Raw genomic sequence first — 25247 nt, 5'->3', positions numbered from 1 at the left:
GACGCTCAAAATAAAACAGCACCGGGCTCTCATTAAGAAGCCAGTGCTGTAAGTACTTCATTGCTGGGTGTTCGGCTCATATAACGTTTTTTTTAGCAATACTGGCGATTCTTCAGACAAGATCATCTGATATAAAGGAACTTTTTTATCCTTTGCAATTTTATGAAGTTTTTGAATGTTCTCATCGATCGCTCTTGCCCCTGCATATATCGCTTTAGGTGTTGGAGTATAAATCATGCGTTGATCATTTGTTGCATCTGGGCCGAATGGAAAAACGAATCGCCATTCTTGTTCATAAGCCCACTCCGGGGATTTGCTAATAGTTGGGTATAACCCGAACAAATTATTGAATTGTCTACACTCATTTGTTAAAACTTGCTTAAGATACTCTGTGGCGTCAAACATTGTGTCGGTATAGATACAAGGAAAAATAGCCCTGCTTTGCGGATTGTTTGGGCCTAACTCCTGATAATTATATTCAACACAAAAGCCGGTATGGTTTTCAGCATAGTGACTCCACATGAGATTATTGTCTTTTCTTTCACTAAGGCACATTACAAGATAACCAGTCTGAAAGGCGGTTCGGAATATTTGAAACAAGTCTTTGATCTGTTTATTATTAATATCAACCAGAGTAGTTGCGAATTCTACTTCATGACCTACAAGGACTTTATCAAATTGAGCTACGTATTTCACGAATGCATTGAAAGGCTCAGGGTTATTACGAATTTCATCAATTTGCTGTTCACTAAATGTAACCCCAACTTCTTCCAATGAAACAATCATCTTCTCCATGTTCCGTTGTAAAAACAATTCCTTACTTAATTCATCGTAATTGATTTTAAGTATGGCATCAAAGGGATCGTTAAATTCAATCGGGTAGGATAACCGCTCTTGTTGATTGATCAAATTCTTCACGCTATATTCTGTGAAGCGGCGGTAACGGTAAAAGGCACTGGGCATGTGTTGGTGCTTCAATACAGCAGCTTCATTAATTTTCAAATCATCGGGATTTACAGGAAATTGCAATTTAATATAGTCATCTATCCACATCTCATTATCACATCCTTATCGTACATTGGCATTAGGCAACTTCCATTCTAACATTCATTCTTTCTAATGGGAAAGAGATAGAAATGACCCATTGAACGAACCGCATGATCAACTGCCCTCTCTCTCAAACGATACAAACTCTATAAACTGCTTCCAAATCGAAAATGATCTTGACAAACAAATTGACACGAAAAAATTGCGCGACTATTTCACGTCAATCTTCGTGTCAATTCAACAGTCAATTTTCAATTAAATCTAAAACGTTTCCCGTTAAAATGTTCTTCCCAGCGTCTCTTTCGTTTCTTTTACGCTATGTTAATCAGCTTTTTCACGTAGCTTTGCGGCAATAATACGGCAACTCTTCGAAAACACCTCTGTTATATCAATTCCGCAAACACTGTATCAGTATATATTCCCTTATATATCTAAGTATTTTAGGCATCTATATCACTTCTTACAATCATCGCGACATTTTCTATGTGAACGGTATGCGGGAACATGTCCACCGGCTGAACGCAAGCGGTGCGGTAACCGCCGTCCTCGAGCACGCGCAAATCGCGCGCGAGGGTCGAGGCATTGCACGACACGTAGACGACCCGCTCCGGACGGAGCTGAAGGATCGTGTCGAGCAGTCGCTCGTCGCAGCCCTTGCGGGGAGGATCGACGACGATGACGTCGGGACGGACGCCCGCGCGCTGCCACTCGGGGAGGACGTCCTCCGCTCCTCCCACAGCAAACTCCGCGTTGCGGATGCCGTTCAGCTCCGCGTTGCGCTTTGCGTCTTCGATCGCCTCCGGCACGATCTCAACGCCGTACACCTTCTTGGCATGTTTCGCCAAGAAGAGCGAAATGGTGCCGATGCCGCAGTACGCATCGACCACGGTTTCGCCGCCGGTCAATCCGGCATATTCGAGCGCTTTACCGTAAAGCGCCTCGGTTTGAACCGGGTTGACCTGGAAGAACGAGCGGGCCGAGATTGCAAACTTGACGTCGCCGATGTAGTCGTAGATGACTTCCCGGCCCCAGAGAATGCGCGTTGTCGGTCCGAAGATGACGTTGGTCCGTCCGGTGTTGACGTTCTGGCAAATGCTTGCCACGCCCGGTATCGCGGTGCGAATTTGCTCGATCCATTCCTCTGCATACGTAATCTCTTTACCGTTTGTAACGAGCACGACCATGATTTCGCCCGTGCGGAAGCCGACTTTTACGACAACATGCCGAAGCAGCCCTTCGTGTGTTTCTTCCCGGTAAGCGCGAATGCCCAGCCCGCGGCCGATTTCTTTGACCTTAGCGATGACTTCGTCGTTATTCGCATGCTGGATCAGGCAGGCTTCCATGTCGATTATCCGGTGACTGCCCTGCGCGTAAAAACCACCGACGAGCCCGCCCTGCTCCTCTCCAAAAGGAACCTGAGCTTTGTTCCGATATCTCCACGGATCGCTCATGCCAATGGTCGGATACACAACGATGCCGCCCGCCTCGGAAGCACGCGCTGTGTCTTGCATCAGCGGGTCCGCCACCTTAAGCTTCCCGATCCGCTCCAGGTTGTCCACGACGAGTTGGCGCTTCACCTTCAATTGGGCCGCATAGTCCAAATGCTGGAGCTGGCAGCCACCGCACTTGTCATAGATCGGGCACGGCGCGCCGACACGGTCCGAACTTGATTCCAGCACTTCAAGCAGTTTGGCGTAGCCGTACTGCTTTTTGAGTTTGAGCACCTTGAGGCGCACCCGTTCACCCGGCAGGGCACCGGGGACAAAAAGGGTGAAGCCTTCGACGCGGCCCACGCCTTCTCCGTCATGCCCGATACCGATGATCTCGGCGGTATACTCGCCGTTCTTCTCCACGGGCAAACCGGTCAGCGCGGCGGAGCGTTTGCTCCCAGCTTGAGGCGAGGATATCCGCTCAGCCCGGGCTCTGCCGCCGCTCCCACGACTGCCAGAGCCCTCACCGCGCACGGCTCCCGCTTGGCCGTAAGGCTTCACACGGCCAGCCTCACCACGTCCGCCAAACGCCCGCTGAGCAGCGCCTCCACGGCCCTGCCCAGTGTGCGTTCTATTCGCTTCGCTCCGACCGTCAGCCGCTGCTTTAGCGGTGTTCTCACCTCGGAGCGTACCACGGCGCTCACCCGGCCCACCATGCGTTTTGCCCACGGATGTGCCATCACGCTTCTGCCCCGACAAAGCCCCGCCCTGCGGCTTCCCCGCAGACGCCCCGCCCCGCCGTTTATTTTTACTCATATCATTTAACTCCCTAATCTGCGTTGATGTTTATATGTCGATAGACCGGATTCGTCTACAATGATCTCGATATGCGACTGCAGGTTGGTGAAAACCGCCGGCAATGTGCCGCCGAGCTCGCCGTCCAGGTTGATCTGCACGTAGTCTGGGGACGAAATTTCGAGCTTGCTCGTCTGAAAATAGACGACGTTCGGATCGTTGGTGTGGTCGCCTTTGAGCGCCATGGTGGCGATTTTGATAAACTCCGGCAGGTTGCACTTTTTGAGCACGATGACGTCGAAAAGCCCGTCGTTCAGACTCGCGTCGACGGCCAGTTTTTCAAAGCCCCCGACGGAATTGCTATTGGTAATGAGGAACAGCATAACGTCCTCGTTGATTTCCATTTCAGCGGACTTCAAATGCATGTGAATCGGCCGCAGGCGCGGCAGCATTTCGAGTCCTTTTACATAGTAGGCAAGCTGCCCGATCATGGTTTTGAGCTTGCTGGGCACTTCGTACGTCAGCTCCGTCATAGAGCCCCCGCCCGCAATATTGATAAAATATTTCTGGTTCACTTTACCGACATCGATCGGTCTCGTATACCCGCGGACGATAAGATCCACGGCGTCTTCCCAGTCGCGCGGAATGTTCAAAGCCCGGGCAAAATCGTTCGTCGTTCCGAGCGGCAAAATGCCCACCGGAGGCCGGTTCGGCTTCTCGCCCATCCCGTTTACCACTTCGTACAGCGTTCCGTCTCCGCCCGCCGCAACGATAAGGTCGAACCCGCGGTCCACGGCCTGTGAGGCCGCCAGCATCGCGTCTCCCTCGCCGATCGTCGCATGGGTGGACGTTTCATAACCGCCCCTCTCCAGACGCTGCAAAATTTCCGGCAGGCGCTTGCGCATTTCTTCCCTACCCGAAGTCGGGTTATAGATCAATCTAGCACGTTTGGCCATTTCTCTTTATCACCTTTTTTGCTCATAATGGTCCCGGTTAAAAAAAGAGGCAACCTGCCGCTCCAGCCACTCGCTGACCTTCGGACTCGGCAGTATAGATTGCCCGTTATATCGGTAGTCAAACCCTTCCAGCCTGGAAGGAATCACTTCTCTCGTAAAGTAGCCCTCACTTAAAAAAAGCGGCGCAATGATGACCGCATGCCCGGGCTTCCGCTCCTGCCACCATTCCAGTTTCCGCTTCGTCTGATCCGGCAGCAGCATCGCCACGTCCGTCGTTCCGTATCCGCCTGTCTTCTTCAAAGCTTGAGCAATCCGCTCCAGACTTCCGCGCCACGCCAGATGAAACAACTGCTCGACGCTGCCATGCCCCACAAGCAGCACGATCTCCCGCTCCGGGTCCTCCGACAGGCTGCGAATTTTCTCGTACACCATCTCCGCCAGCAGCTCGGCGTCCTCATCCATAGGCGACGTCATATGCACGCGTGCCTTGATTTCGAACGGTTCCAGATCCGTCGGCAGAAGCGGCTCGGGCTTCAGGCCCAGCGCGTACGCGATTTCGTCGAGATGCGTGCTTCCTTTGGATACAAAAAGCGGGATGACGATCAGATCAGTCACACCACGGTTTTCTAACCAGGTAATTCCGTCTTGAATCAGCCGTCCGTCTACAAGCTCCAGGAACGAACCAAACACCGGAACGCCATCCGGGACATGCATCCCCGCTACGGCTTCATCCACCAGTTGCACCCATTCCCGGCTCCGCGAGCCGTGGCTGATCACCAAAATCCCATACGTACGCATGGCTTTCACTCCGCTTCCGTTCATCCTGCTTTCATGCTATCTAAACTGGCCCCTTATGTCAATAAACAGGAAAAATCCCCATTTACGGGTGTAAAGAGGGGGATTTTAGGTCTTTCGCGGTCTGCTGTTGTGAGGAACGATCGTTTGTAAGCCTGCGAACACTCTACCATTATAAAAGAGGTTCCGCAGCGTTTATTACGCCTGACTCATCTTACCCGAACATGCAGCGCGAAGAAACTCGGGACCGGACAGTCCAGGGCAGCCGTTCAAGCTTGGCGTGAGCGACTTCTACAAGCCGCCCCCAATGAGGGAAAACTCTGCATTGCCGGCGGTAACCCTGATGCTTTCAGGGTATCGTTTAAATGCAAGGCGACTGAGCGTGACGTAATGACTGAAACCCCATCTTCGGACTGGACCCGCATGATTGACAGCGGTCAACCGTTCAGCTCTTTGTTCCTTAAGAAAGATCACATGTACACTCCCAGTGGACAGAGGTCAATTCCACTGTCTTCGAAACAGACAGCCAGACCTGTAAGCTGCCCCACCACTGGCTCTATCTTGGTGTCTGGTTCAACCCCTTCGGAATCTGTATCGAACAGACAAGAAAGCAGCCAAGAACACCCTTTACGAACCCGCAGCGATCCTCTTCCAAGTTCCCCGTCTATCTGCCTCTTGCCGTACATAACCGCTTCGCGTTTGCCGGTTCCGCTTCCTGACTAGAAAGCAAAATCAGGCCGCGCCCATCCCGGCCGCTCTAGCGGTTCAGACGATCCAGCGTCAGCACGTAGCCGTCGTTTCCGTAGTTCAGGCAGCGTTTTACGCGCGAAATCGTCGCCGTGCTCGCTCCCGTCTCGGCTTCGATCTGATTGTACGTGCAGCCTTTGCGCAGCATGCGCGCCACTTCCAGACGCTGGGACAGCGACTGGATCTCGTTCACCGTACAAAGATCGTCAAAAAATGTATAGCATTCCTCCAGGCTGTTCAATGTAAGAATCGCCTCGAAAAGCTGGTCAATCGCTTTATCATTTAGTTTTTTCAACTGCATATCTTCAACCCCTAGCATTCCATTTCATCTTGTATTTCTGGACAATCGGTAGAACAATAATTTCTATTTCGACAGGTTTATTATAATCTCCTTCCTTTACAATTGCAAAACAGTAAAATTTTTAAGCGTTACCGCTCTAAATCGCGACCTTCTCCTGGTAGTGTACATTTAGGCCGTTCCGGTTCCCGTGACATTTTCCCCGTACCCGTGATATCCGTCCAGACCAAACGTTTGCCTATCACATAGGATGTAGCAGTAAATCCTTTGCAAAGGATCGTGAATTCAAGTGAGCTATCGTTATCCGAAACACGGCCGACAGCCGGAGGTGCAAACCAGAAGCTTGTTCTCGCCGGGTCCGGCAGGAGGTCAGGGCGGAGTTCCTTTCCAAGGCGGCGGATTTCCGGGAGGAGGTTTTTCTGACGGCGGGTTCTCAGGAGGCGGCTTTTCAGGCGGGGGGTTCCCGGGGGGAGGCTTTTCAGGTGGCGGGTTCCCCGGAGGCGGAGGTTTCCCACAGGGCGGCCCGGGATTTTCCGAATTCGGCCAGAATCTGCCCGTACCCGTTAATTCCGCCGCACCGGCCGCTGCAGCCGGGAGTTCAGGAGGAGGAGCCGGCGGCCTTTTAGGCGGCATGAACATCAATCAGATCAAAGGCTTCATTGACCGCATGGGCGGAATTGAAGGCGTCATCGGGACCATGGGCAAAGTACAGAAATTCGTCGGCTCCGTCCAGCAGTTCGCTCCCATGATCAAGCTGATGTTCAGCAGCTTCGGAGCCAAGGCCGCCACCAAACGCGCTAATACCGTACCAGCCGTCAAACGCAAAAAGAAAAGAAAAGCCACGCAGACCAAGCGCAAAGCCAAAACAACCAAGCGCCGTAAACGGTCCACACGCAGGTAACCGGATAAGGCCGGGTCCCCAGCAGGACCCGGTTTTCCCGGGCACAAAACAGAACGAGCCAAGCCAAAGCACCGCTCCTAAACAGTTGGCAGTTCGCAATTCGCAGTTTGCAGTTTGGCAGTTCGTGGTTTGACGGTTTGGCCAGTTCGCTGTTCACTGTTGTCTGTTTGGCGGTTTTGCAGTTCGCTGTTCGCTGTTTTGCAGTTTGCTGTTCACTGTTCGCTGTTTGGCTGTTCACTGTTCGCTGTTTGGCTGTTCACTGTTCGCTGTTTGGCTGTTCACTGTTCGCTGTTTGGCTGTTCACTGTTCGCTGTTTGGCAGTTCGAACTTCGCAGTTTGGCGGCTGACGGTTTACCGCTGTCAGACAAACGGCCTGCCCGCACAGACACACGCTCTGCAAACAACGTTTCCTTTAAAGCTGCAGCACAGCACTTCTTCTACAATCATGAACTATATCGGTTCCGACACAAAAAATATATAGAATTCTCCACCATTTACATAAAATAAACAGGAAAATGTTTGGATACTAACCGAGCGAGCCGTCTGTCATCTCCCGCTTCAAAAATTATCATGCATCGCATACGGCTTCGTGCACCGCATACGGCTTCGTGCACCGCATACAGCTTCGAGCACCGCTCACGGCTTTCGCAAGGTACGGCGCTGCATGGACTGTGATCCGGCCGCAGCGCCGCCTTCTTTTAGCGCCTCTGTGGGCCAAGGCCCGCAGGCCACAGCCGCCTTCATCTCCACTTCCCGCCGCTCCCCCTGTGATATACTTGACGTATATCTCACTAGGACGGGCGGGTGATCCCTATGAAGGCTCCAACTCGCGGCCCGGAAGCCAGCTCCGGGCCGGTGGTCTTGTTCGACGGCGTCTGCAACCTGTGCAATGCCGCCGTCCGGTTCACCGTGCGCCGCGATCCGGCCGGACAAGTCCGGTTCGCGGCGCTGCAGTCGGAAGCCGGGCAGGGCCTGCTTGCCCGGCACGGCCTGCCTGCGGCCTCCTTCGATTCCTTCGTGCTCATCGAAGGAGGCCGCGTCTACACGCAGTCGTCCGCCGGACTGCGTGTGCTGCGCCGGCTGCGGTACCCGTGGCCGCTGCTCTACGGCTTCGCGGCGGTGCCGAAGCCGATCCGCGATGCGGTGTACCGCTGGATCGCGCGCAACCGCTACCGCTGGTTCGGGCAGCGGGACGCGTGCATGATCCCCACGCCGGAGCTGCGCCGGCGGTTTCTGGACTAGGCGCCCCTTCCCACAAAAAAACAAATAACCGGCATCTCATCGCGAGACTCCGGTTATTTTCTTTTACAGCCTTATTGGAAAGTTACTTCCAATTGGTTTTGCGTATGATTTTGCAGCTGAGCTGCCGAAGATTTTTGATTGGACTGGGATTGGAAGCCGGTCAGCGTACGTGCCGCAACTTCCTCTTTCGGATGTCCGTTTACGAACTCGCCTTCGTACAGCAAGTTGCCTTTAGCGTCGTATAGACGTCCGTAGCCTTCAGCCACGCTTTTACGGAACCCGCCTTCATAGATGACGGTTCCCTTTTCGTTGAATTCCGTTCCGAAACCGTCACGCTTGCCGTCTTTGTACATACCGACATATTTCCAGCCGTCCGTCCAGTAGAAGACTCCGGCACATTCAATTTGACCTTTGGAGAAGAAGCCTTCGAATTTGCTTCCGTCCGCCCAGTTGATTTTACCGACGCCATGGAATTCGTCTTTATCGAAGAAACCGACATACTTGTTGTACCCCGTAATGCTGCCCGGCGGTTCGCCGCAAGGTTCCCACGCCCAGTAGTAGGTGCCGTATCCCTGCTTCAGTCCCGCTTTCCACAAACCGTCATACTCCAGGTGCTTATCGGCATAATACGATTTGCCTTGTCCGTCGAATTTGTTCGCTTTCCAGTTTCCGTCATAGCGGAGCACGCCGTTCGAGTCGTAGTACTTTCCTTTGCCCTCAAACTTGCTGTTCACCATATAGCCGTCGTAGAACACCTTGCCGTTCGGGTAAAAGAGCTTGATGTAACCGGTGTATCCCGGGTTATCTGCGGCCAGCGTTTTTGGAGCTTGTGGGGATTTCGTCAGCGTGCCTGTGTAGAGTGTTTCCAGCACATTCGTAAGCAGCGTATCGTTTAATGAAATAAGTGCTTTTTCCCCATCCACTTTCAGCTTGCGTCCTGTCAGATCCGCGAAGGCTTTCAGGTTAAGCTTGTTCCCGCTTTGAATGACAGCGGCGCCTGCATTTACACTCTCTCCATTCACTACAAAAGAGCTTGAGCCGGATACCAGCTCGATTTTGGAACCGCCTTTGGACGCGGTCCAGCCTTTACCGTACACGCTTTCCTGCACAGTGTAGCCGAGACTGCCAAGAACCGGTGCCAAGTCTACATAAGCCGTATCGCCGGAAATTTGCGGTTCTGCCGACAGTCCGATTGCCTTGTCGTTGACTTGTAACTGCGTCCCAGAGGCTGCGGAAGCCGCAAGCGGAAGCAGGAACAAAGCCAGCATCATAGTCAATCCGTAAACTAACTTTTTCATTTCTCACCCTCCCAGATACAAATCTTTCCTGTTCTACTTTACGATACATAATGTAACTTGTAAATAGTTTATTTGAATTATTGATACAAAATGTTTCTAAAGTAGATTAGCGGCCCTTTCCTAGCCCCATCCGCCTTATGAATATCCTTGCCGTTTAAGGCTATACTAAGCCGGATTGCTCTGCTTTTTCATCTTTGAAAACCATTATTCTAGCATTTTCCGTGATCCAAATATCGGCCGGTTGTGCTCTTTTATTCGTATAATAGAAACAATTTTTCAAGGGATTTCGGTATATTGGAGGGTTTCGCACATGGGTACTGTTGGGACATTTATACGCGGGCACTGGATTCCGATTGTGATGATTTTCGGCTGTCTGTTCGCCATTTACTTAGTGTATAGCAAAAGAAACGAGCTTCAGCTCTACTGGCTGAACAAAAGGGAAGCGAGAAAGCGCAAATCGTAAAGATGCGCTCTCTGCTTACGACATGGAACACACTGACTTTGCCGCTGGCCAAAACCACAAAAAAACGCACGGAACTCCCTGGGAAGGAAGCCACGTGCGTTTATTCGGTTAACCCTAAATTCCAAAGCAAACTTCCTTTTAGTAGAAGCAGCCTCACCTCAAGCAGCTCACCCCGTGGGATGTGGTATCTCATGACGGTGAGCATCCACAAAGCGCCTGCCCGAAACAGCGGCAGCGGATACCCGCATCCGCCTGCCCTTTACTTCATCGCATTCAGTGCCTTCAGCGCAATATCCGTCCGGTTCTGCTTCCCTTCGAAGGAGATGCGGTCCGCGGCGGCGTACGCCTTCTCGCGCGCATCGGCAATGTCACGGCCCAGCGCCGTGACGCCAAGCACACGGCCGCCGCTGGTGACCAGCCGGCCTTCTTCAAGCGCCGTACCCGCATGGAACACGAGGGCTTCGCCTGCGGCGTCCAGGCACTCGATGGGCAGCCCCTTCGGGTACGAGCCGGGGTAGCCGCCGGATGCGAGAATGACGCACACGGCCGCTTCTTCGCTCCACTCGATTTCAAGGTCCGCCAGGCGGCCTTCGAGTGTCGCCAGAATGATCTCCAGCAGGTCGGTTTTCAGCCGGGGCAGAATAACCTGCGTCTCCGGATCGCCGAAGCGGGCGTTGAACTCGATCGTCTTCGGTCCGTCCGCGGTGATCATCAGTCCCGCGTAGAGCACGCCCCGGAACGGGCGCCCTTCCTTCACCATCGCCTCGGCCGCGGGCTTCACGATGGTGTCCAGCGCCTGCTGCACGATCTCCTGCGGGATGTGCGGAACCGGCGAATAAGTGCCCATGCCTCCGGTGTTAGGTCCCTTGTCCCCGTCGAAAACCGGCTTATGGTCCTGGGAAGGCACCATCGGCTTCACGACATTGCCGTCAACGAACGCCAGCAGGGACATTTCCTGTCCTTGCAGGAATTCTTCGATGACGACACGGTTGCCGGAAGCGCCGAACTGCTTCTCGACCATAATTTCCTTCAACGCCTTCTCCGCTTCCTCCAGCGTAGAAGCCACGATCACGCCTTTGCCGGCGGCCAGCCCGTCCGCTTTGATGACGATCGGTGCTCCAAGCTTGCGCAGGTAAGCAAGCGCAGCTTCGTAGTCCTCGAACGCTTCATAGGCGGCCGTAGGAATTTCGTATTTTTTCAGCAGATGCTTCATAAATACTTTGCTTCCTTCGATTTCCGCCGCCGCCCGGTTCGGTCCGTATGCGCGGATGCCATGCTCTTCCAGGTAATCCACGATGCCTTCGTAGAGCGGATCGTCCGGTCCCACGACGACCAGATCGATGGCGTTCTGACGGACGAATTCCGCGATCTCGGCAAACTGGAACTCCGTAATCGGCACACATTCCGCCAGTTCCGCAATGCCTCCGTTGCCCGGTGCGCAGTACAGAGCCGTCACCTTCGGGCTTTTGCGAAGCGACCAGACGATCGCATGCTCCCGGCCTCCGCGGCCGATAACCAATATGCGCATAGTGTCCCGCCTCCCGCTTCTAGTGTTTGAAATGACGAACGCCGGTCATCACCATAGCGACGCCTTTATCGTTTGCCACTTTAATCGATTCTTCGTCTTTAATCGAACCGCCCGGCTGAATGACGGCTGTAATTCCCGCTGCCGCGGCAATTTCCAGCGTATCGCCCATCGGGAAGAACGCGTCCGAAGCGAGTACCGCACCCTTGGCTTTGTCGCCGGCCTGCTCAATGGCAATCTTGGCGGCGCCTACGCGGTTCATTTGGCCCGCGCCGATTCCGATGGTCATGTCCTCGGTCACCAGCACGATCGCGTTGGATTTCACGTGCTTGACGACTTTCCAGGCAAGCAGCAGCTGCTTCAGCTCGGCTTCCGTCGGCTCGCGGTCGGTCGCCGTCTTAAGATCGCCTTCCGAGATCGCATGAACATCGCTTTCTTGTACGAGCATGCCGCCTTCTACGGAAGTGACCAGGTGCAGCGCCTTACGCTGTCCTTCGGTAAAGTTGCCAAGCTTCAGCAAACGGATGTTTTTCTTCTTCTGGAGAATTTCAAGCGCTTCGGGCGTAAAGTCAGGCGCGATGACGATTTCCAGGAAGATTTCGTGCAAGAGCTGCGCCGTTTCACCGTCGATCGGACGGTTGGCCGCGATAATTCCGCCGAAAATGGACGTAGGATCGGCTGCGTATGCTTTCTCGTACGCTTCCTTCACCGACGTACCGATTCCGACACCGCAAGGATTCATATGCTTCACGGCGACGACGGCAGGTTCTGTAAATTCTTTTACGATTTGCAGCGCCGCGTTCGCATCGTTGATGTTGTTGTAGGAAAGCTCTTTGCCGTGAATCTGCTCCGCTGTCGCGATGCTGCCTTCACCGGCAAGCGGTTTACGGTAGAACGCCGCTTTCTGATGAGGATTTTCCCCGTAGCGCAGGTCCTGGACCTTTTCGTACGTAACCGTATAGCGTTCCGGGAACTCTTCGCCCACTTGTCCGGACAAATATTCGGAGATCAGGGAATCGTAAGCCGCCGTATGACGGAAAACTTTCGCCGCCAGGCGTTTGCGCGTTTCGAGTGTCGTATCGGCACTTTCGCGGACTTCGGCAAGCACGGTGTCATAATCGGCCGCATCCACCACAACCGAGACGAAAGCGTGGTTCTTCGCCGCCGAGCGCAGCATCGTCGGTCCGCCGATGTCGATGTTTTCCACCGCATCCGCGTACTCCACATCCGGCTTCGCGATAGTTTCCGCAAATGGATACAGGTTAACGATCACGAGGTCGATATACCCCAGACCCAGCTCTTCCATCACTTTGCGGTGCTCCGCATCGTCACGAATGGCCAGAAGGCCGCTGTGTACGGCGGGATGCAGCGTTTTTACGCGTCCATCCAGAATTTCCGGAAATCCCGTAACATCGGAAATGCCGATGACCGGCACACCCTCTTTTTCCAGAAGGGTCTTCGTTCCCCCCGTCGAAATAAGCTCGACGCCCAGCTTTGCCAGCTCCGACGCGAATTCCACAATGCCCGTTTTGTCCGATACGCTGATTAACGCTCTTTTGATTGCCACGATTTCTCCTCCTATGGGTTGGAAAGTCTAGTTTGAATCTTTGTATACTGAACGCGATTAAATCTTGCCTTGTACAAAAAGCTTATTCTACTGTTCCGCCGCCTCGGCGGTCTCCGGTTCCGAAATACGCACAAGCCGGCCTTTCAGCGCCACGCGCCCTTCGGCGATCCACCCGATCGCAAGAGGAAGCAGCTCATGCTCCGCCGCATGCACGCGCCCGGTCAAGCTTTCCACCGTATCGTCTTCCCTGATTTCGAGGGCACGCTGGGCGATAATTGGTCCCGAATCGAGCCCGCCGTCGACGTAATGCACCGTAACCCCGGTCACTTTAACGCCGTATTCGAGCGCCTGGTCGATCCCTTTGATTCCCGGAAAAGCCGGAAGCAAAGACGGATGCACATTAATCATCCGGCCGTAAAACGGTTCCACCAGCACCGGCGTCAAAATACGCATGTAACCGGCGAGCACAATCAGATCAATTTCCTTCTCCCGCAGAAGCTGCAGGATTTCGGTCTCGTAAGCTTCCCGGCTGTCGTACGCTTTGGGAGAAAAAGCGAAAACAGGCACGTCCGCCTGTTTTGCCCGTTCCACCACTTTCGACTGCGGCCGGTCGCTGACGAGCAGCGCGAGCCCCGCTTCAAGCCTGCCGCTGCGCACCGCGTCCGCGACCGCTTGAAAATTCGACCCGCTTCCCGAAGCAAACACGGCGATCCGCAGTTTTCCCATTCTAGACCTCCGCGCCTTCGAACGTCACGATCTTGTCGCCTTCCGTCACTTCCCCGATCCGGTAAGCGTCATGACCGTAGGATGCGGCAATCTCCAGTGCCTTCTCCGCATCTTCCTGAGCCACGATGAGTACCATGCCGATTCCCATGTTGAACGTACGGAACATATCATTGTTGGTGATGTTTCCTTCACGCTGCATAAGAGAGAAGATCGGCAGAATCGGCCAGGAACCGTACTGAATGTTGACGTTCACGCCTTCCGGCAGCGTACGCGGGATATTTTCCAGGAAGCCTCCGCCCGTAATGTGCGCGGCGCCTTTGATGCCCACCTGCTCCAAAATCCCGAGAACTGGCTTCACATACAGCTTCGTCGGCTCCAGCAGCACGTCGCCAAGAACTCCGCCAAGCTCGTCGATCGTATCCGTCAGACTGTGTCCCTTTTCTTCCAAAAGCAGCTTGCGCACCAGCGAAAAGCCGTTGCTGTGCACGCCGCTCGAAGCAAGACCGATCACGGCGTCGCCGGAGCGAACGGTGGAGCCGTCGATGATTTTTTTCTTATCCACGATTCCTACGGTAAAACCGGCAATGTCATACTCCCCTTCCGTATACATGCCCGGCATTTCCGCCGTTTCTCCGCCGATCAGCGAACAGCCGGATTCCGCGCAGCCGTCGGCAATCCCTTTTACAATCGCTTCGATCTTCTCGGGAATGACACGGTCGCAGGCCAGATAGTCCAGGAAAAAGAGAGGCTCCGCACCCTGCACCACGATATCGTTGACGCACATCGCCACCGCATCGATCCCGATCGTATCATGCTTGTCCATCGCAAAGGCGATTTTGAGCTTCGTTCCGACGCCGTCGGTGCCCGATACGAGTACCGGCTCTTCGTATTTATCCTTGTTCAGGCTGAACAGGGAGCCGAATCCGCCGAGTCCCGTCAGCACTTCCGGACGGAATGTTCTCTGCACATGTTTCTTCATCCGTTCAACGGCTTCGTTACCGGCCGCGATGTCGACACCCGCTTTTTTATATGCCTCCGACACTTGTCTCACTCCCTAATGGTTGGAAAGCAGACCGCAGAAAGCGGTTATACCTTCCATGCTTGGTTATCTTTTGATTCGTAAATGTTGGATCTCTATAAAACATCATTGGAATGCCGAGTGCAAAGCGGCCGCATGTAGTCTCTAAACGAGCAGTACTCCCGCATGAGCTTCTAAGGCGCGCTTCGGTTTTGCATGATTGCGATTACTGCCCGCTGACCGAGGGCCACCCGGCCCCGGCTTAACAGCCGCAGCCCACCGCATCTTCACTGTCGTTCACGTACGTGACGTATCGGTTATCGAAGCAGCCCGTGCAGAAGCCGCCGTTCTCCACGCCGTCCTTGCGGCCGATGGAGTCGATCAGCCCTTCCTGAGTAAGGAAGTACAGCGAGTCCGCATTGATCGCCTGGCGGATCTCTTCGATCGACTTCTGCGCCGCGATCAGGTCTTTGCGGCTCGGCGTATCGATTCCGTAGAAGCACGGGTTCTGGAACGGCGGTGAAGAAATGCGCACATGCACTTCCGTCGCTCCCGCTTCTCGGAGCAGGTTTACGATGCGCAGCGAAGTCGTCCCGCGGACAATCGAATCGTCGATCATGACGACGCGCTTGCCTTCCACGACCTTGCGCACGGCGCTCAGCTTCATCTTCACGCCCTGCTCGCGCAGCTCCTGGCTCGGCTGGATGAAGGTCCGGCCCGTGTAGCGGTTTTTGATCAGTCCGAGCTCGTAAGGAATCCCGGTCTGCTCGGCAAAACCGATGGCGGCCGACGTGCTGGAATCCGGCACGCCGGTCACCAGATCCGCGTCCACGAACGCTTCCGCCGCGAGACGTTTGCCCATCCGCTTGCGGGCGGAGTGGACGTTGATCGCATCGATGTCGCTGTCGGGACGGGCGAAATAGATATATTCCATCGCGCAGGTAGCGCGTGTCTGACTTTCCGTAAAACGGTCTTCCGTGAGCCCGTTGCGGTCCAGGACCAGCAGCTCGCCCGGCAGAAGATCGCGCATATACGTGCCGCCGACGATGTCGAAGGCACAGGACTCCGACGCGAACAGATACGCGTCGCCGAGCTTGCCCATCGCGAAAGGCCGCAGCCCGTTCGGGTCGAGCGCCGCGATCAGCTTGTCCTTCGTCAGGATCAGGAACGCGTAGGCGCCGATCACCTGCTGCAGGGCGTCTTTGACCGCGTCGACGATATCATCGTACTTGGAGCGCGCGATAAGGTGCGCGACCACTTCGGTGTCGCTCGTCGTCTGGAAGATTGAGCCCTGCTTTTCGAGCTGCCGGCGGATTTCGCCGGCGTTCACCAGGTTGCCGTTCGTCGCTACAGCGAGATCGCCCTCGCGGTATTTGAACACCAGGGGCTGAGCGTTCGCCAGCTTGCTCTCGCCTGCCGTCGAGTAACGCACGTGGGCGATAGCCGACGTGCCGACGAGTGTAGGCAGATTCGACTGATCGAACACTTCCTTAACAAGGCCCATGCCCCGGAAGTAGTTAAAATTATCCGCGTCCGCCGTACAGATACCGGCGCTCTCCTGTCCCCGGTGCTGCAGCGCGTGAAGCCCGTAATAGGACAAGGAAGCCGCGTCCGGATGTCCGAAGACACCGAACACGCCGCATTCCTCTTTTAACTTGTCGAACAGACCGTCATGTCCGCCGTGGCCTTCATTATAGTAAGAACCGGTCCACAGCCCCTTACCCGATGTTACTGCATCAGACATGGTATCGCGTCCTTCCAAACCTGCCTCAGCTCCGATATAGAGGCTTGAACGGCAGGTTTTCCGTTAATGTCGACCTTCACGTTCGTTCCGGTTACCGTTCCGATAACTTCCGCCTGTACATTCTTTTCTTGGAGCAGAGCGATCAGCCCGTCCTGTTTCTCGGGACGGCAGCTGAGCAGGATGCGGGACTGGCTCTCGCTGAAGAGCGCATGATCCGCGCGCAGCTCCGTGCGGAAGTTCACGTCCGCGCCGAGTCCGCCGGAGATGCTGCTTTCCGCTACGGCAGCCGCCAGGCCGCCTTCGGAGAGGTCATGCGCCGATGCGACAAGACCTTCGCGGATGGCGGCAAGTACGCCCGCGTGCAGGCGTTTCTCGGTCTCCAGGTCCAGCTGCGGCGGACGGCCTTCAACCACGCCGTGCACGACCTTCTGGAACTCGCTTCCGCCGAGCTCGGCTTTCGTTGCGCCCAGCAGGATGATAACGTCGCCTTCGTTCTTGAAGCCTTGAGTCGTAATGTGATCCGTGTCCTGGATCAGACCGACCATACCGACAACCGGCGTCGGGTAAATGGCGCCCTTCGCGTTCTCGTTATACAGCGATACGTTTCCGCCGATAACCGGCGTGCTCAGCTCGCGGCAGGCTTCGGCCATGCCGTCGACCGCTTTTTCCAGCTGCCAGAAAATTTCCGGCTTCTCCGGGCTCCCGAAGTTCAGGTTGTCCGTTACGGCCAGAGGCTCTCCGCCCGAGCAGACGATGTTGCGGGCCGCTTCGCTGACCGCGATACGTCCGCCCACTTCCGGATCGAGATACACGTAACGGCTGTTGCAGTCCGTTGTCATGGCAAGCGCTTTGCGGGTGCCGCGGATCGTCACCACCGCCGCGTCCGAGCCCGGCTGTACGGCCGTGCTTGTGCGTACCATGTAATCGTATTGGTTATAGACCCACTCTTTGCTCGCCACCGTAGGAGAGCCCAGGATGCTTTTCAGCGCCCCGTTCAGGTCGGTCACTTCTTCGTAACGGCTCGTGTCCGTGTTCGCCTGCTCGGTGTAATAAGCGGGAACTGCGGACGGCTTGTTGTAAACCGGGCATTCGTCGACAAGTGCCGTTACCGGCATGTCGCCCACGATTTTACCTTGGTGGAACAGCTTCAAGCGTCCATCGTCGGTCACTTTGCCGACTTTGGCGCAGATGACGCCCCAGCGTTCGAAAATTTCGAGCGCCTGCGCTTCATCCTTCGGATCGATAACGAACAGCATACGCTCCTGGGACTCCGACAGCATCATCTCGTAAGGCGTCATGCCTTCCTCGCGCTGCGGCACCTCGTCCAGATAGAGCTCCAGGCCGTTGCCCGCTTTGCTCGCCATTTCCGCGCTGGAGCAGGTAAGACCTGCGGCGCCCATATCTTGAATACCGAGAACGATACCCGTGTCGATCAGCTCCAGACAGGACTCCATCACGAGCTTCTCCATGAACGGATCGCCCACCTGTACGGCAGGACGTTTCGCTTCGGATTCGCTCGTCAGCTCTTCGGACGCGAAGGTCGCGCCGTGAATACCGTCGCGGCCCGTTGCGGGACCGACGTAATAAACCGGGTTGCCTACGCCTTTGGCTACGCCGCGCTGGATTTTGTCATGGTCGATCAGACCGACACACATGGCGTTGACGAGCGGGTTGCCTTCGTAGCTTTCGTCAAAGGTAATTTCCCCGCCCACTGTCGGAATTCCGATACAGTTGCCATAGCCGGCAATCCCCGAAACAACGTGCTCGAACAAATATTTAACGCGGTCGTTCTGGAGACGTCCGAAACGCAGAGAGTTCAGAAGTGCCACCGGGCGTGCGCCCATCGAGAAGATGTCGCGGATAATGCCGCCGACTCCCGTTGCGGCGCCTTGGTACGGCTCTATCGCAGACGGATGGTTATGGCTTTCGATTTTGAACACGACAGCCTGGTTGTCGCCGATATCCACGATACCCGCGCCTTCGCCAGGGCCCATCAATACGCGTTCGCCGGTCGTAGGAAAACGGCGGAGAAGCGGCTTGGAATTTTTGTAGGAGCAGTGCTCCGACCACATTACACTGAAGACGCCGATTTCCACGTAGTTCGGCTTGCGTCCGAGAAATCCGCAGATCTGGTCGTATTCCGCATCGGTTACGCCCATCTGCTTATAGATTTTCTGCTCGGCGATCTGCTCCGCGTTCGGTTCCTTAGCGGCTAACTGCTGTGCCATGTTGTTCCCTCCAAGCGTTTAAAATCGACGTAAACATCCGTTTGCCATCAGCCGAACCGAGAATCTCGTCCACGGCCCGTTCCGGATGGGGCATCATGCCCACGATGTTGCCTTCTTTGCTGCAAATTCCCGCGATATCGTCAACCGAACCGTTCGGGTTCGTGTCCGTTTCATAACGGAAAACAATCTGATTGTTCTGCTGAAGCTCGCGCAGCGTCTCTTCGTCGCAGTAGTAGTTGCCTTCCCCGTGCGCGATCGGAATGTCGATCACTTCGCCTTCCGCATAATCGGAAGTGAACGGTGTCGAGTTATTCACGACTTTAAGCAGGGTGGAATGACAACGGAATTTAAGCGAACGGTTGCGCAGCAGGGCGCCGGGCAGCAGGCCCGCTTCCGTCAGAACTTGAAAACCGTTGCAAATGCCAAGAATATATTTGCCCTGCTCCGCCGCTTTCACCAGAGCCTGGGTTACCGATGCAAAACGGGCAATCGCGCCGCAGCGCAGATAGTCGCCGTAAGAAAAGCCGCCCGGTACGAGTATGCAATCGTATTCGGACAAATCCGTGGCCGTATGCCACACGTAATCGACGGGTTCGCCTACCGTGTCTTCGACCGCTTTGTAGCAATCGATGTCACAGTTCGAACCGGGATATACCAGTACCGCAAATTTCATGGGAAATTCCTCCTGATCCGTTAGTTCAGCTCGAAGCGGTAGTCTTCAATGACCGTATTCGCCAGCAGTTTCTCGCACATTGCTTTCAAACGCTCTTCCGCTTCCGCGCGGTCCGTCGTATCCAGTTCCAGCTCCAAATACTTGCCGACGCGTACTTTGCCGACTTCTTCAAATCCCATCGAGTGCAGTGCGCCTTGAACGGCATTTCCCTGCGGATCCAATACACTTTGCTTAATCGTCACATAGACGGTTGCTTTCATTACGGTTTGTCCTCCCTTGGTATCACGATCGCCGTGTGCTTCCATGCGGCTGTCTGACCGTTCTTGGCATCTTGTTTTTTTTCAATCTTCTGACTCTTTACTCTTGACAAAGTTAATCTCCTGAAAAGTAAGGCCGGTTCATCCTTCATGCCCTGCGATATACAGCCGGTTAACCATCCATTTTCTTTATCTTTCATGACAGAGATCGTTAACGAACCGATAAACCCCAGCCTGCCTGACGGCTCGACCGGACCGCCTGCCTATCCCCCCCGGATAACGGACCCCGTCCCGAAAGTCTGTTCCGGGCTCTGCCTCACTCGACAAAACCCGGTTCAGCTTCCTTACTCGGCTTCTTCCGTTAAACGCTGTAAAATCTCGCGGTATCTGCGGGAAGTTTCCTCCACCACGGAATCCGGAAGGGGATCCGGCGCGCTGTTCTTGTCCCAGCCGGAATTCGCCAGATATGTGCGGACAGGTTCTTTGTCCATCGAATCGATTTCCGTATCCAACTCGTACTTATCCTTAGCCCAGTAGCGGGAAGAGTCCGGCGTGAAAATCTCGTCGATCAGAATCAGCTCGTTGCCGATAAATCCGAATTCGAACTTTGTATCCGCCAAAATGATGCCGCGGTGCTCGCAATACGTATGAGCGAGGGTGTAAAGCATGATGCTTTTGGTCATCAGCTGCTCCGTTACCTTCTCGCCGACCAGCTCGCACATTTGATCGTAGGTGATGTCCTCGTCGTGACCGACATCGTTCTTCGCGGCCGGAGTGAAGATCGGGTGCTCCAGCACCTGGTTTTTGCGCAGTCCTTCCGGAAGCCGGATGCCGTTGATCATGCCCGTTTCCTGATACTGGCGCCAGCCTCCGCCCGTAATATAGCCGCGCACGACGCATTCGACCGGAATGCGGGTCGCTTTCTTAGTGACCATTACACGGTCTTTCAGAAGCGCAGGCTCCGTTACAAGATCCCCCAGAAGCTCGACGTCACAGTGAACCACGTGATTTTCCATAAAAGGCGTCGTCAGCTCAAACCAGAACTTGCTCAGCGTGTTGAGCACATTGCCCTTATCCGGCACAGCAGGGTCCAGCACATAGTCGAAAGCGGAGATGCGGTCCGTAACGACGATCAGGAAATGCTCGCCCAAATCGTATAATTCACGGACTTTGCCTTTGTATACCAAAGGCGCTTTAATGAGATGTTCGGCGGTCGACAATGCGACGGATGCGTCCATGTTTGCGTCCTCCCAAGCAGAAGTTCTGAATTATTTTAAGCCCAGACGGTCAAAAATCGTATCCACATGCTTCAGATGCCAGCTTGGGTTGAAGCAGTCTTCGATTTCCTCCGCATTCAGCAGCTCGGTAATGGCAGTAGTGTTTTCCACGATGTCGCGGAACGAACGCTGCTCTTCCCATGCCTGCATGGCGCGGGGCTGTACCGTGTCGTAAGCCTGCTCTCGGCTGAAGCCCTTATCGATCAGCTTCGTCATAACGCGGCCGGAGAAAGGTACGCCGTACGTGCTCTGCATGTTGCGCTTCATATTTTCAGGGAACACCGTCAGATTCTTCACGATGTTGCCGAAACGGTTGAGCATGTAGTTGAGCAGGATCGTCGCATCCGGCAAAATAATGCGCTCGACGGAGGAGTGCGAAATATCGCGCTCGTGCCACAGCGTGACATTCTCATAAGCGGAAACCATGTGACCGCGGATGACGCGGGACAAACCGGAAATATTCTCCGATCCGATCGGATTCCGTTTGTGAGGCATAGCCGACGAACCTTTTTGTCCTTTGGCAAAAGCTTCTTCCACCTCGCGGAACTCGCTCTTCTGAAGAGCACGGACCTCAGTGGCGAATTTGTCCAGAGATGTGGCGATCAGAGCGAGAGTTGCCATATATTCCGCATGGCGGTCTCGCTGAAGGGTCTGTGTGGAAATCGGTGCCGGATTCGTACCCAGACGCTCGCACACGAAGCGTTCGACGAAAGGATCGATGTTCGCGTAAGTGCCGACAGCGCCGGAAATTTTACCGTACTGCACACCGTCCGCGGCAAAACGGAAACGTTCCAGGTTCCGTTTCATTTCTTCATACCACAGGGCCATTTTCAGACCGAAGGTAGTCGGCTCGGCATGAACACCGTGCGTGCGTCCCATCATTGCGGTATGTTTGTGCTCGATGGCTTTGTTTTTGAGAATTTCGATGAAGTTGAGAAGATCTTTTTCAAGAATTTCGTTCGCCTGCTTCAAAAGGTAGCCCAGAGCCGTATCCACAACGTCCGTGGAAGTCAGGCCATAGTGCACCCATTTACGCTCGGGACCGAGCTTCTCGGATACCGCGCGAGTGAAGGCAATCACGTCATGACGGGTCTCCTGCTCGATTTCATAAATGCGGTCCATATCAAAATCCGCTTTGGCGCGCAGTTCTTTCACGTCTTCCTTAGGGATGACGCCAAGCTCTGACCAAGCCTCGCAGGAGAGAATTTCAACTTCAAGCCAAGCCTTGAATTTGTTTTCTTCCGTCCAAATTTTGACCATTTCAGGCCGGCTGTATCTTTCGATCATGATTAATCCTCCATCTGTGTTCCGATTGGGTTGGTACCCTTGTTTTGTGCTTCAAGCTTTCGTTCTTGCTCGTGATCCCGGCCTCAATACCGCTTGAGCCTAACTTATAGAATCCCAGATACCGGTGCGTTCCATCCATTCGGCCGCTTTCGCCGTGTCGTTCGTAAGAAGATTAATATGCCCCATTTTGCGCTTCGTCTTGGCTTCATCTTTTCCGTACAAATGAAGCTTTGGCGTTACCCCCGAATCGGGAGTCGCGCTTTCTTCCGAACAGAACCATTTCAGCAGAGGTTCCATATGCTCTCCGAGCACATTCACCATCACTACCGGTGTCAGCAGTTCCGTCGGACCAAGCGGCAGATTGCAGATGGCCCTGACGTGCTGTTCGAACTGTGAAGTCAGGCAAGCTTCCATCGTATAGTGCCCGGAATTATGCGGCCTCGGTGCAAGCTCATTCACGAACAGCTCCCCGTCCTGCGTCAAAAACATCTCAACGGCGATCAGCCCGACCGCTTCCATCGATTCTGCGATGCGGATCGCCAGACGTTCGGCTTCCTCTTGAACGGAGGCGCAGATTCGAGCAGGCACGATCGACATATGCAAAATATTCTCGACATGGATATTCTCCGCTGCCGGAAAAGCTTTCACCTCTCCGCGGGGACTCCGCGCCGTGATTACCGAAATTTCCTTCTCGAACCGGATAAACTGTTCGAGCACCAGATCCGTACCCGCCCGGCTCAGTTCGGCAAAAGCATCGGGAATCTCATCCGCCGAGCGGATGACCCACTGGCCTTTGCCGTCGTATCCGCCGGTCGCGGTCTTCAGCACGCAGGGGGTTCCGAATTTGCCCACAGCTGCGCGAAGATCCTCTTCGCTTGTAATCTCGGCATATGGGGCCACCCTCACACCGGCTGCCTCGATCGCACGCTTCTCGCGAAGCCTGTGCTGCGTCGTGTACAGCAGAGCGCTTCCCTGCGGCACATAGGCTTCCTGCGTCAGCAGCTTCGTCACCGCGGCGTCGACGTTCTCGAATTCGTACGTGATGACATCCGACACTCTCGCAAGCTCGCGCGCCGCGTCCACGTCTCCGTACGAAGCCTGGATCTGCCGGTCGGCCACTTGTCCGCACGGCGAGTCTGCGCCCGGTTCGAGTGTAACGAACCGGTAGCCCATGTTGCGGCCCGCAAGCGCCAGCATGCGGCCGAGCTGGCCGCCGCCCAGCACACCGATGGTGCTTCCGGGCGGAATGACTTTGTGCTGCGTGGAAGATGCACCCGCAGCACCAGTAGCGTCCTGCCCTGCAGTAGGAGCTGCAGGAGTGGTGGCTTGCGCCGGAACGTTGGCGTCCTGCCCCGGCTTAGTCTCGTGTTCCTTGTAGGTGTTAGGCTGTGCCGGAACGGACTTCCCGACAGCAGTCCCCGAAATTGCCCTCTCCGCCTGTCCAGCTCGGCTTAGATCCTGGCCGGTGCTTAAGCTCCCGTTCAGCTTACCCTTTGCAGCTTCTTCTCCGTTGTTCTTCGCTGTCATTCAAGCTCACTCGCTTCCAGCACTTGTGCTTTGATGCGTTCGCGGCGTTCACGCACTTTATTTTGAAGCTCAGGCTCGAATGCTCCAAGAATTTGCGCCGCCAGCAGTCCGGCGTTCGCCGCTCCTGCCTCTCCGATCGCTACGGTAGCCACGGGAATACCCGCCGGCATCTGTACGATCGAGAGCAGGGAATCCAGCCCGTTCAGCGCCCTGCTTTTAACGGGAACCCCGATGACCGGCAGCTCCGTCTTCGCTGCCACCATGCCCGGCAGGTGAGCGGCTCCGCCCGCTCCCGCGATAATGACCTGCAGTCCGCGCTCGGCAGCCTGCTCGGCATATTGAAACATCAAGTCCGGTGTACGGTGCGCCGACACGACTTTTTTCTCATACGGGATGCCGAATTCGTCCAGCACATCGCAAGCATGCTTCATCGTTTCCCAATCCGATTTACTTCCCATAATGACTCCAACTCGTGCTGACATCTCCGTAACCCGCCTTTTCTATCATATTGGTAACCACTTTAAATAGAAAGCCCCAAGCCTCAGCTTTTCATCCCCGGACGCAAAAAAAGCCCAGAGATAGATGCTTCACTTCTATCTGCCGGACTGCAAGAGACACAAACATAAGGCACCCCCGTCTGGGATCCCCTCGCTTCGCTCTCGTAGTCCAAAACTTTACGGCTTTTGGGTAGAAACTTTCGGGCCATATCCCCGATGATTATACGAGATTGTAAACATCTATATTCACGTGTTTTGTCAGGTATTGTCGCTCCTCTAGTGTACCAGTTACCTTTTTGCCTGTCAAACGAAATACGAACATTCAATTCATGAAAAACAAGTAAAGTTCGCTTTCTGTTCTTAAAAACCTTCCGAAAGCCCATCCATAACAGCTTTTCTTAAACAGTTTAATGAAATCACATGCTTGTTTATCCTCAAATCCATTAATTCAAGCTCTTAAATATACGCATTTTTTATAAGATCTTGACCTTGCGAAAGCAATTTCTTATCCCTTTTCGACTTTATTCAACAATTGACTTACCCTCTCTATATACAGGCAAGACCATCCAGTCTAGATGCGATCTCAAGCACCCACCCATCAAGTGAGATATTCTTTAAGTGTAAAGACCTCTATAAGTAAAAAGCAAGGTAACACAAAAAGAGTCCTCTTGAACGGTTACGTTCAAAAGGACTCTTGTGTGCTTGGCAACGTCCTACTCTCCCAGGACCCTTCGGTCCAAGTACCATCGGCGCTGGAAGGCTTAACGATCGTGTTCGGGATGGGTACGCGTGGTTCCCTTCCGCCATCGTCACCAAACAGGTGTCTATTCAGACACACCAGGGTTGCTCCCTGAAAACTAGCAGCGAAACATGCAATCGATCCATCCAAAGATCTTGTGGTGCATTCGTACGGCGGTTAGCCGAAGAGATGCTTCCGATGCGGCCCTTC

General features: G+C 54.5%; 23 protein-coding genes, 1 rRNA gene and 1 riboswitch. Of the genes, 4 read left to right on the top strand and 20 right to left on the bottom strand.

Going from position 1 to position 25247, the window contains the following annotated elements:
• Positions 1-57 precede the first annotated feature (57 nt).
• From AC58P5_RS22330 to AC58P5_RS22305, 6 genes are all read right to left on the bottom strand, one after another.
• Entirely contained in the window at positions 58-1053 is a 996-nt protein-coding gene (locus AC58P5_RS22330; RefSeq protein ID WP_497390476.1) for a DUF2971 domain-containing protein, read from the bottom strand.
• 434 nt (positions 1054-1487) lie between these two features.
• Positions 1488-3038 (bottom strand): 23S rRNA (uracil(1939)-C(5))-methyltransferase RlmD, encoded by a 1551-nt coding sequence (gene rlmD / locus AC58P5_RS22325; RefSeq protein WP_497390474.1) that lies wholly within the window; start codon positions 3036-3038, stop codon positions 1488-1490.
• On the bottom strand, positions 3035-3217 hold the full coding sequence (locus AC58P5_RS22320) for a hypothetical protein (RefSeq protein ID WP_497390472.1): 183 nt from the start codon (positions 3215-3217) through the stop codon (positions 3035-3037). Before AC58P5_RS22320 ends, rlmD begins: the two co-directional genes overlap by 4 nt.
• A gap of 81 nt (positions 3218-3298) precedes the next feature.
• Entirely contained in the window at positions 3299-4228 is a 930-nt protein-coding gene (locus tag AC58P5_RS22315) for a diacylglycerol kinase (RefSeq protein WP_497390470.1), read from the bottom strand.
• A 9-nt stretch (positions 4229-4237) separates the two neighbouring features.
• A complete protein-coding gene (locus tag AC58P5_RS22310) occupies positions 4238-5026 on the bottom strand; it encodes a sirohydrochlorin chelatase (RefSeq protein WP_497390468.1) in 789 nt (262 codons plus the stop codon).
• 754 nt (positions 5027-5780) lie between these two features.
• A complete protein-coding gene (locus AC58P5_RS22305) occupies positions 5781-6071 on the bottom strand; it encodes a YerC/YecD family TrpR-related protein (RefSeq protein WP_009675256.1) in 291 nt (96 codons plus the stop codon).
• A gap of 479 nt (positions 6072-6550) precedes the next feature.
• On the opposite strand from AC58P5_RS22305, the gene AC58P5_RS22300 reads away from it, so the two are divergent.
• From AC58P5_RS22300 to AC58P5_RS22290, 3 genes are all read left to right on the top strand, one after another.
• A complete protein-coding gene (locus AC58P5_RS22300; protein ID WP_497390466.1) occupies positions 6551-6694 on the top strand; it encodes a hypothetical protein in 144 nt (47 codons plus the stop codon).
• Between the two features lie 5 nt (positions 6695-6699).
• On the top strand, positions 6700-6969 hold the full coding sequence (locus AC58P5_RS22295; RefSeq protein WP_497390464.1) for a hypothetical protein: 270 nt from the start codon (positions 6700-6702) through the stop codon (positions 6967-6969).
• An 813-nt stretch (positions 6970-7782) separates the two neighbouring features.
• Entirely contained in the window at positions 7783-8211 is a 429-nt protein-coding gene (locus tag AC58P5_RS22290; protein WP_497390462.1) for a thiol-disulfide oxidoreductase DCC family protein, read from the top strand.
• Positions 8212-8282: 71 nt separating this feature from the next.
• Here the strand turns inward: AC58P5_RS22290 and AC58P5_RS22285 are convergent, their stop codons facing one another.
• On the bottom strand, positions 8283-9509 hold the full coding sequence (locus AC58P5_RS22285) for a stalk domain-containing protein (RefSeq protein ID WP_497390460.1): 1227 nt from the start codon (positions 9507-9509) through the stop codon (positions 8283-8285).
• Positions 9510-9819: 310 nt separating this feature from the next.
• Between AC58P5_RS22285 and AC58P5_RS22280 the strand changes: the two genes are divergently transcribed.
• Positions 9820-9972 (top strand): hypothetical protein, encoded by a 153-nt coding sequence (locus AC58P5_RS22280; RefSeq protein ID WP_497390459.1) that lies wholly within the window; start codon positions 9820-9822, stop codon positions 9970-9972.
• Between the two features lie 259 nt (positions 9973-10231).
• Here the strand turns inward: AC58P5_RS22280 and purD are convergent, their stop codons facing one another.
• From purD to rrf, 13 genes are all read right to left on the bottom strand, one after another.
• On the bottom strand, positions 10232-11500 hold the full coding sequence (gene purD, locus AC58P5_RS22275) for a phosphoribosylamine--glycine ligase (protein WP_497390458.1): 1269 nt from the start codon (positions 11498-11500) through the stop codon (positions 10232-10234).
• 19 nt (positions 11501-11519) lie between these two features.
• A complete protein-coding gene (gene purH, locus AC58P5_RS22270) occupies positions 11520-13064 on the bottom strand; it encodes a bifunctional phosphoribosylaminoimidazolecarboxamide formyltransferase/IMP cyclohydrolase (RefSeq protein WP_497390457.1) in 1545 nt (514 codons plus the stop codon).
• An 87-nt stretch (positions 13065-13151) separates the two neighbouring features.
• The gene (gene purN / locus AC58P5_RS22265; RefSeq protein WP_497390456.1) at positions 13152-13790 is read right to left on the bottom strand and encodes a phosphoribosylglycinamide formyltransferase; all 639 of its coding nucleotides are present in this window, start codon (positions 13788-13790) and stop codon (positions 13152-13154) included.
• Between the two features lies 1 nt (position 13791).
• On the bottom strand, positions 13792-14832 hold the full coding sequence (gene purM, locus AC58P5_RS22260) for a phosphoribosylformylglycinamidine cyclo-ligase (protein WP_497390454.1): 1041 nt from the start codon (positions 14830-14832) through the stop codon (positions 13792-13794).
• A 238-nt stretch (positions 14833-15070) separates the two neighbouring features.
• Positions 15071-16552 (bottom strand): amidophosphoribosyltransferase, encoded by a 1482-nt coding sequence (gene purF, locus AC58P5_RS22255; RefSeq protein ID WP_497390452.1) that lies wholly within the window; start codon positions 16550-16552, stop codon positions 15071-15073.
• Positions 16537-18780 carry a phosphoribosylformylglycinamidine synthase subunit PurL gene (gene purL, locus AC58P5_RS22250; RefSeq protein ID WP_497390450.1) on the bottom strand — a complete coding sequence of 748 codons (2244 nt, stop codon included), beginning with the start codon at positions 18778-18780 and terminating at the stop codon, positions 16537-16539. Before purL ends, purF begins: the two co-directional genes overlap by 16 nt.
• Positions 18758-19453, bottom strand: a complete 696-nt coding sequence (gene purQ / locus AC58P5_RS22245) for a phosphoribosylformylglycinamidine synthase subunit PurQ (protein ID WP_497390448.1) — start codon at positions 19451-19453, stop codon at positions 18758-18760. Before purQ ends, purL begins: the two co-directional genes overlap by 23 nt.
• A gap of 20 nt (positions 19454-19473) precedes the next feature.
• Entirely contained in the window at positions 19474-19713 is a 240-nt protein-coding gene (gene purS / locus AC58P5_RS22240) for a phosphoribosylformylglycinamidine synthase subunit PurS (RefSeq protein WP_009675257.1), read from the bottom strand.
• 341 nt (positions 19714-20054) lie between these two features.
• Positions 20055-20948: a phosphoribosylaminoimidazolesuccinocarboxamide synthase gene (locus tag AC58P5_RS22235; RefSeq protein ID WP_497390446.1), complete on the bottom strand. Its 894-nt coding sequence runs from the start codon at positions 20946-20948 to the stop codon at positions 20055-20057.
• Positions 20949-20978: 30 nt separating this feature from the next.
• On the bottom strand, positions 20979-22274 hold the full coding sequence (purB, locus tag AC58P5_RS22230) for an adenylosuccinate lyase (protein WP_497390444.1): 1296 nt from the start codon (positions 22272-22274) through the stop codon (positions 20979-20981).
• 99 nt (positions 22275-22373) lie between these two features.
• On the bottom strand, positions 22374-23801 hold the full coding sequence (gene purK / locus AC58P5_RS22225; RefSeq protein ID WP_497390442.1) for a 5-(carboxyamino)imidazole ribonucleotide synthase: 1428 nt from the start codon (positions 23799-23801) through the stop codon (positions 22374-22376).
• Positions 23798-24283 (bottom strand): 5-(carboxyamino)imidazole ribonucleotide mutase, encoded by a 486-nt coding sequence (gene purE / locus AC58P5_RS22220; RefSeq protein ID WP_475714597.1) that lies wholly within the window; start codon positions 24281-24283, stop codon positions 23798-23800. Before purE ends, purK begins: the two co-directional genes overlap by 4 nt.
• A 160-nt stretch (positions 24284-24443) precedes the next feature.
• A riboswitch (purine riboswitch) is annotated at positions 24444-24546 on the bottom strand.
• Between the two features lie 452 nt (positions 24547-24998).
• Positions 24999-25115, bottom strand: a 5S ribosomal RNA gene (rrf, locus tag AC58P5_RS22215).
• Positions 25116-25247: the final 132 nt, after the last annotated feature.

The sequence above is a fragment of the Paenibacillus sp. JT31N7 genome (genome assembly GCF_059692095.1).
Note: the sequence above shows the minus strand (reverse complement) of the source record. Positions and strands in the feature narration are given on the sequence as shown.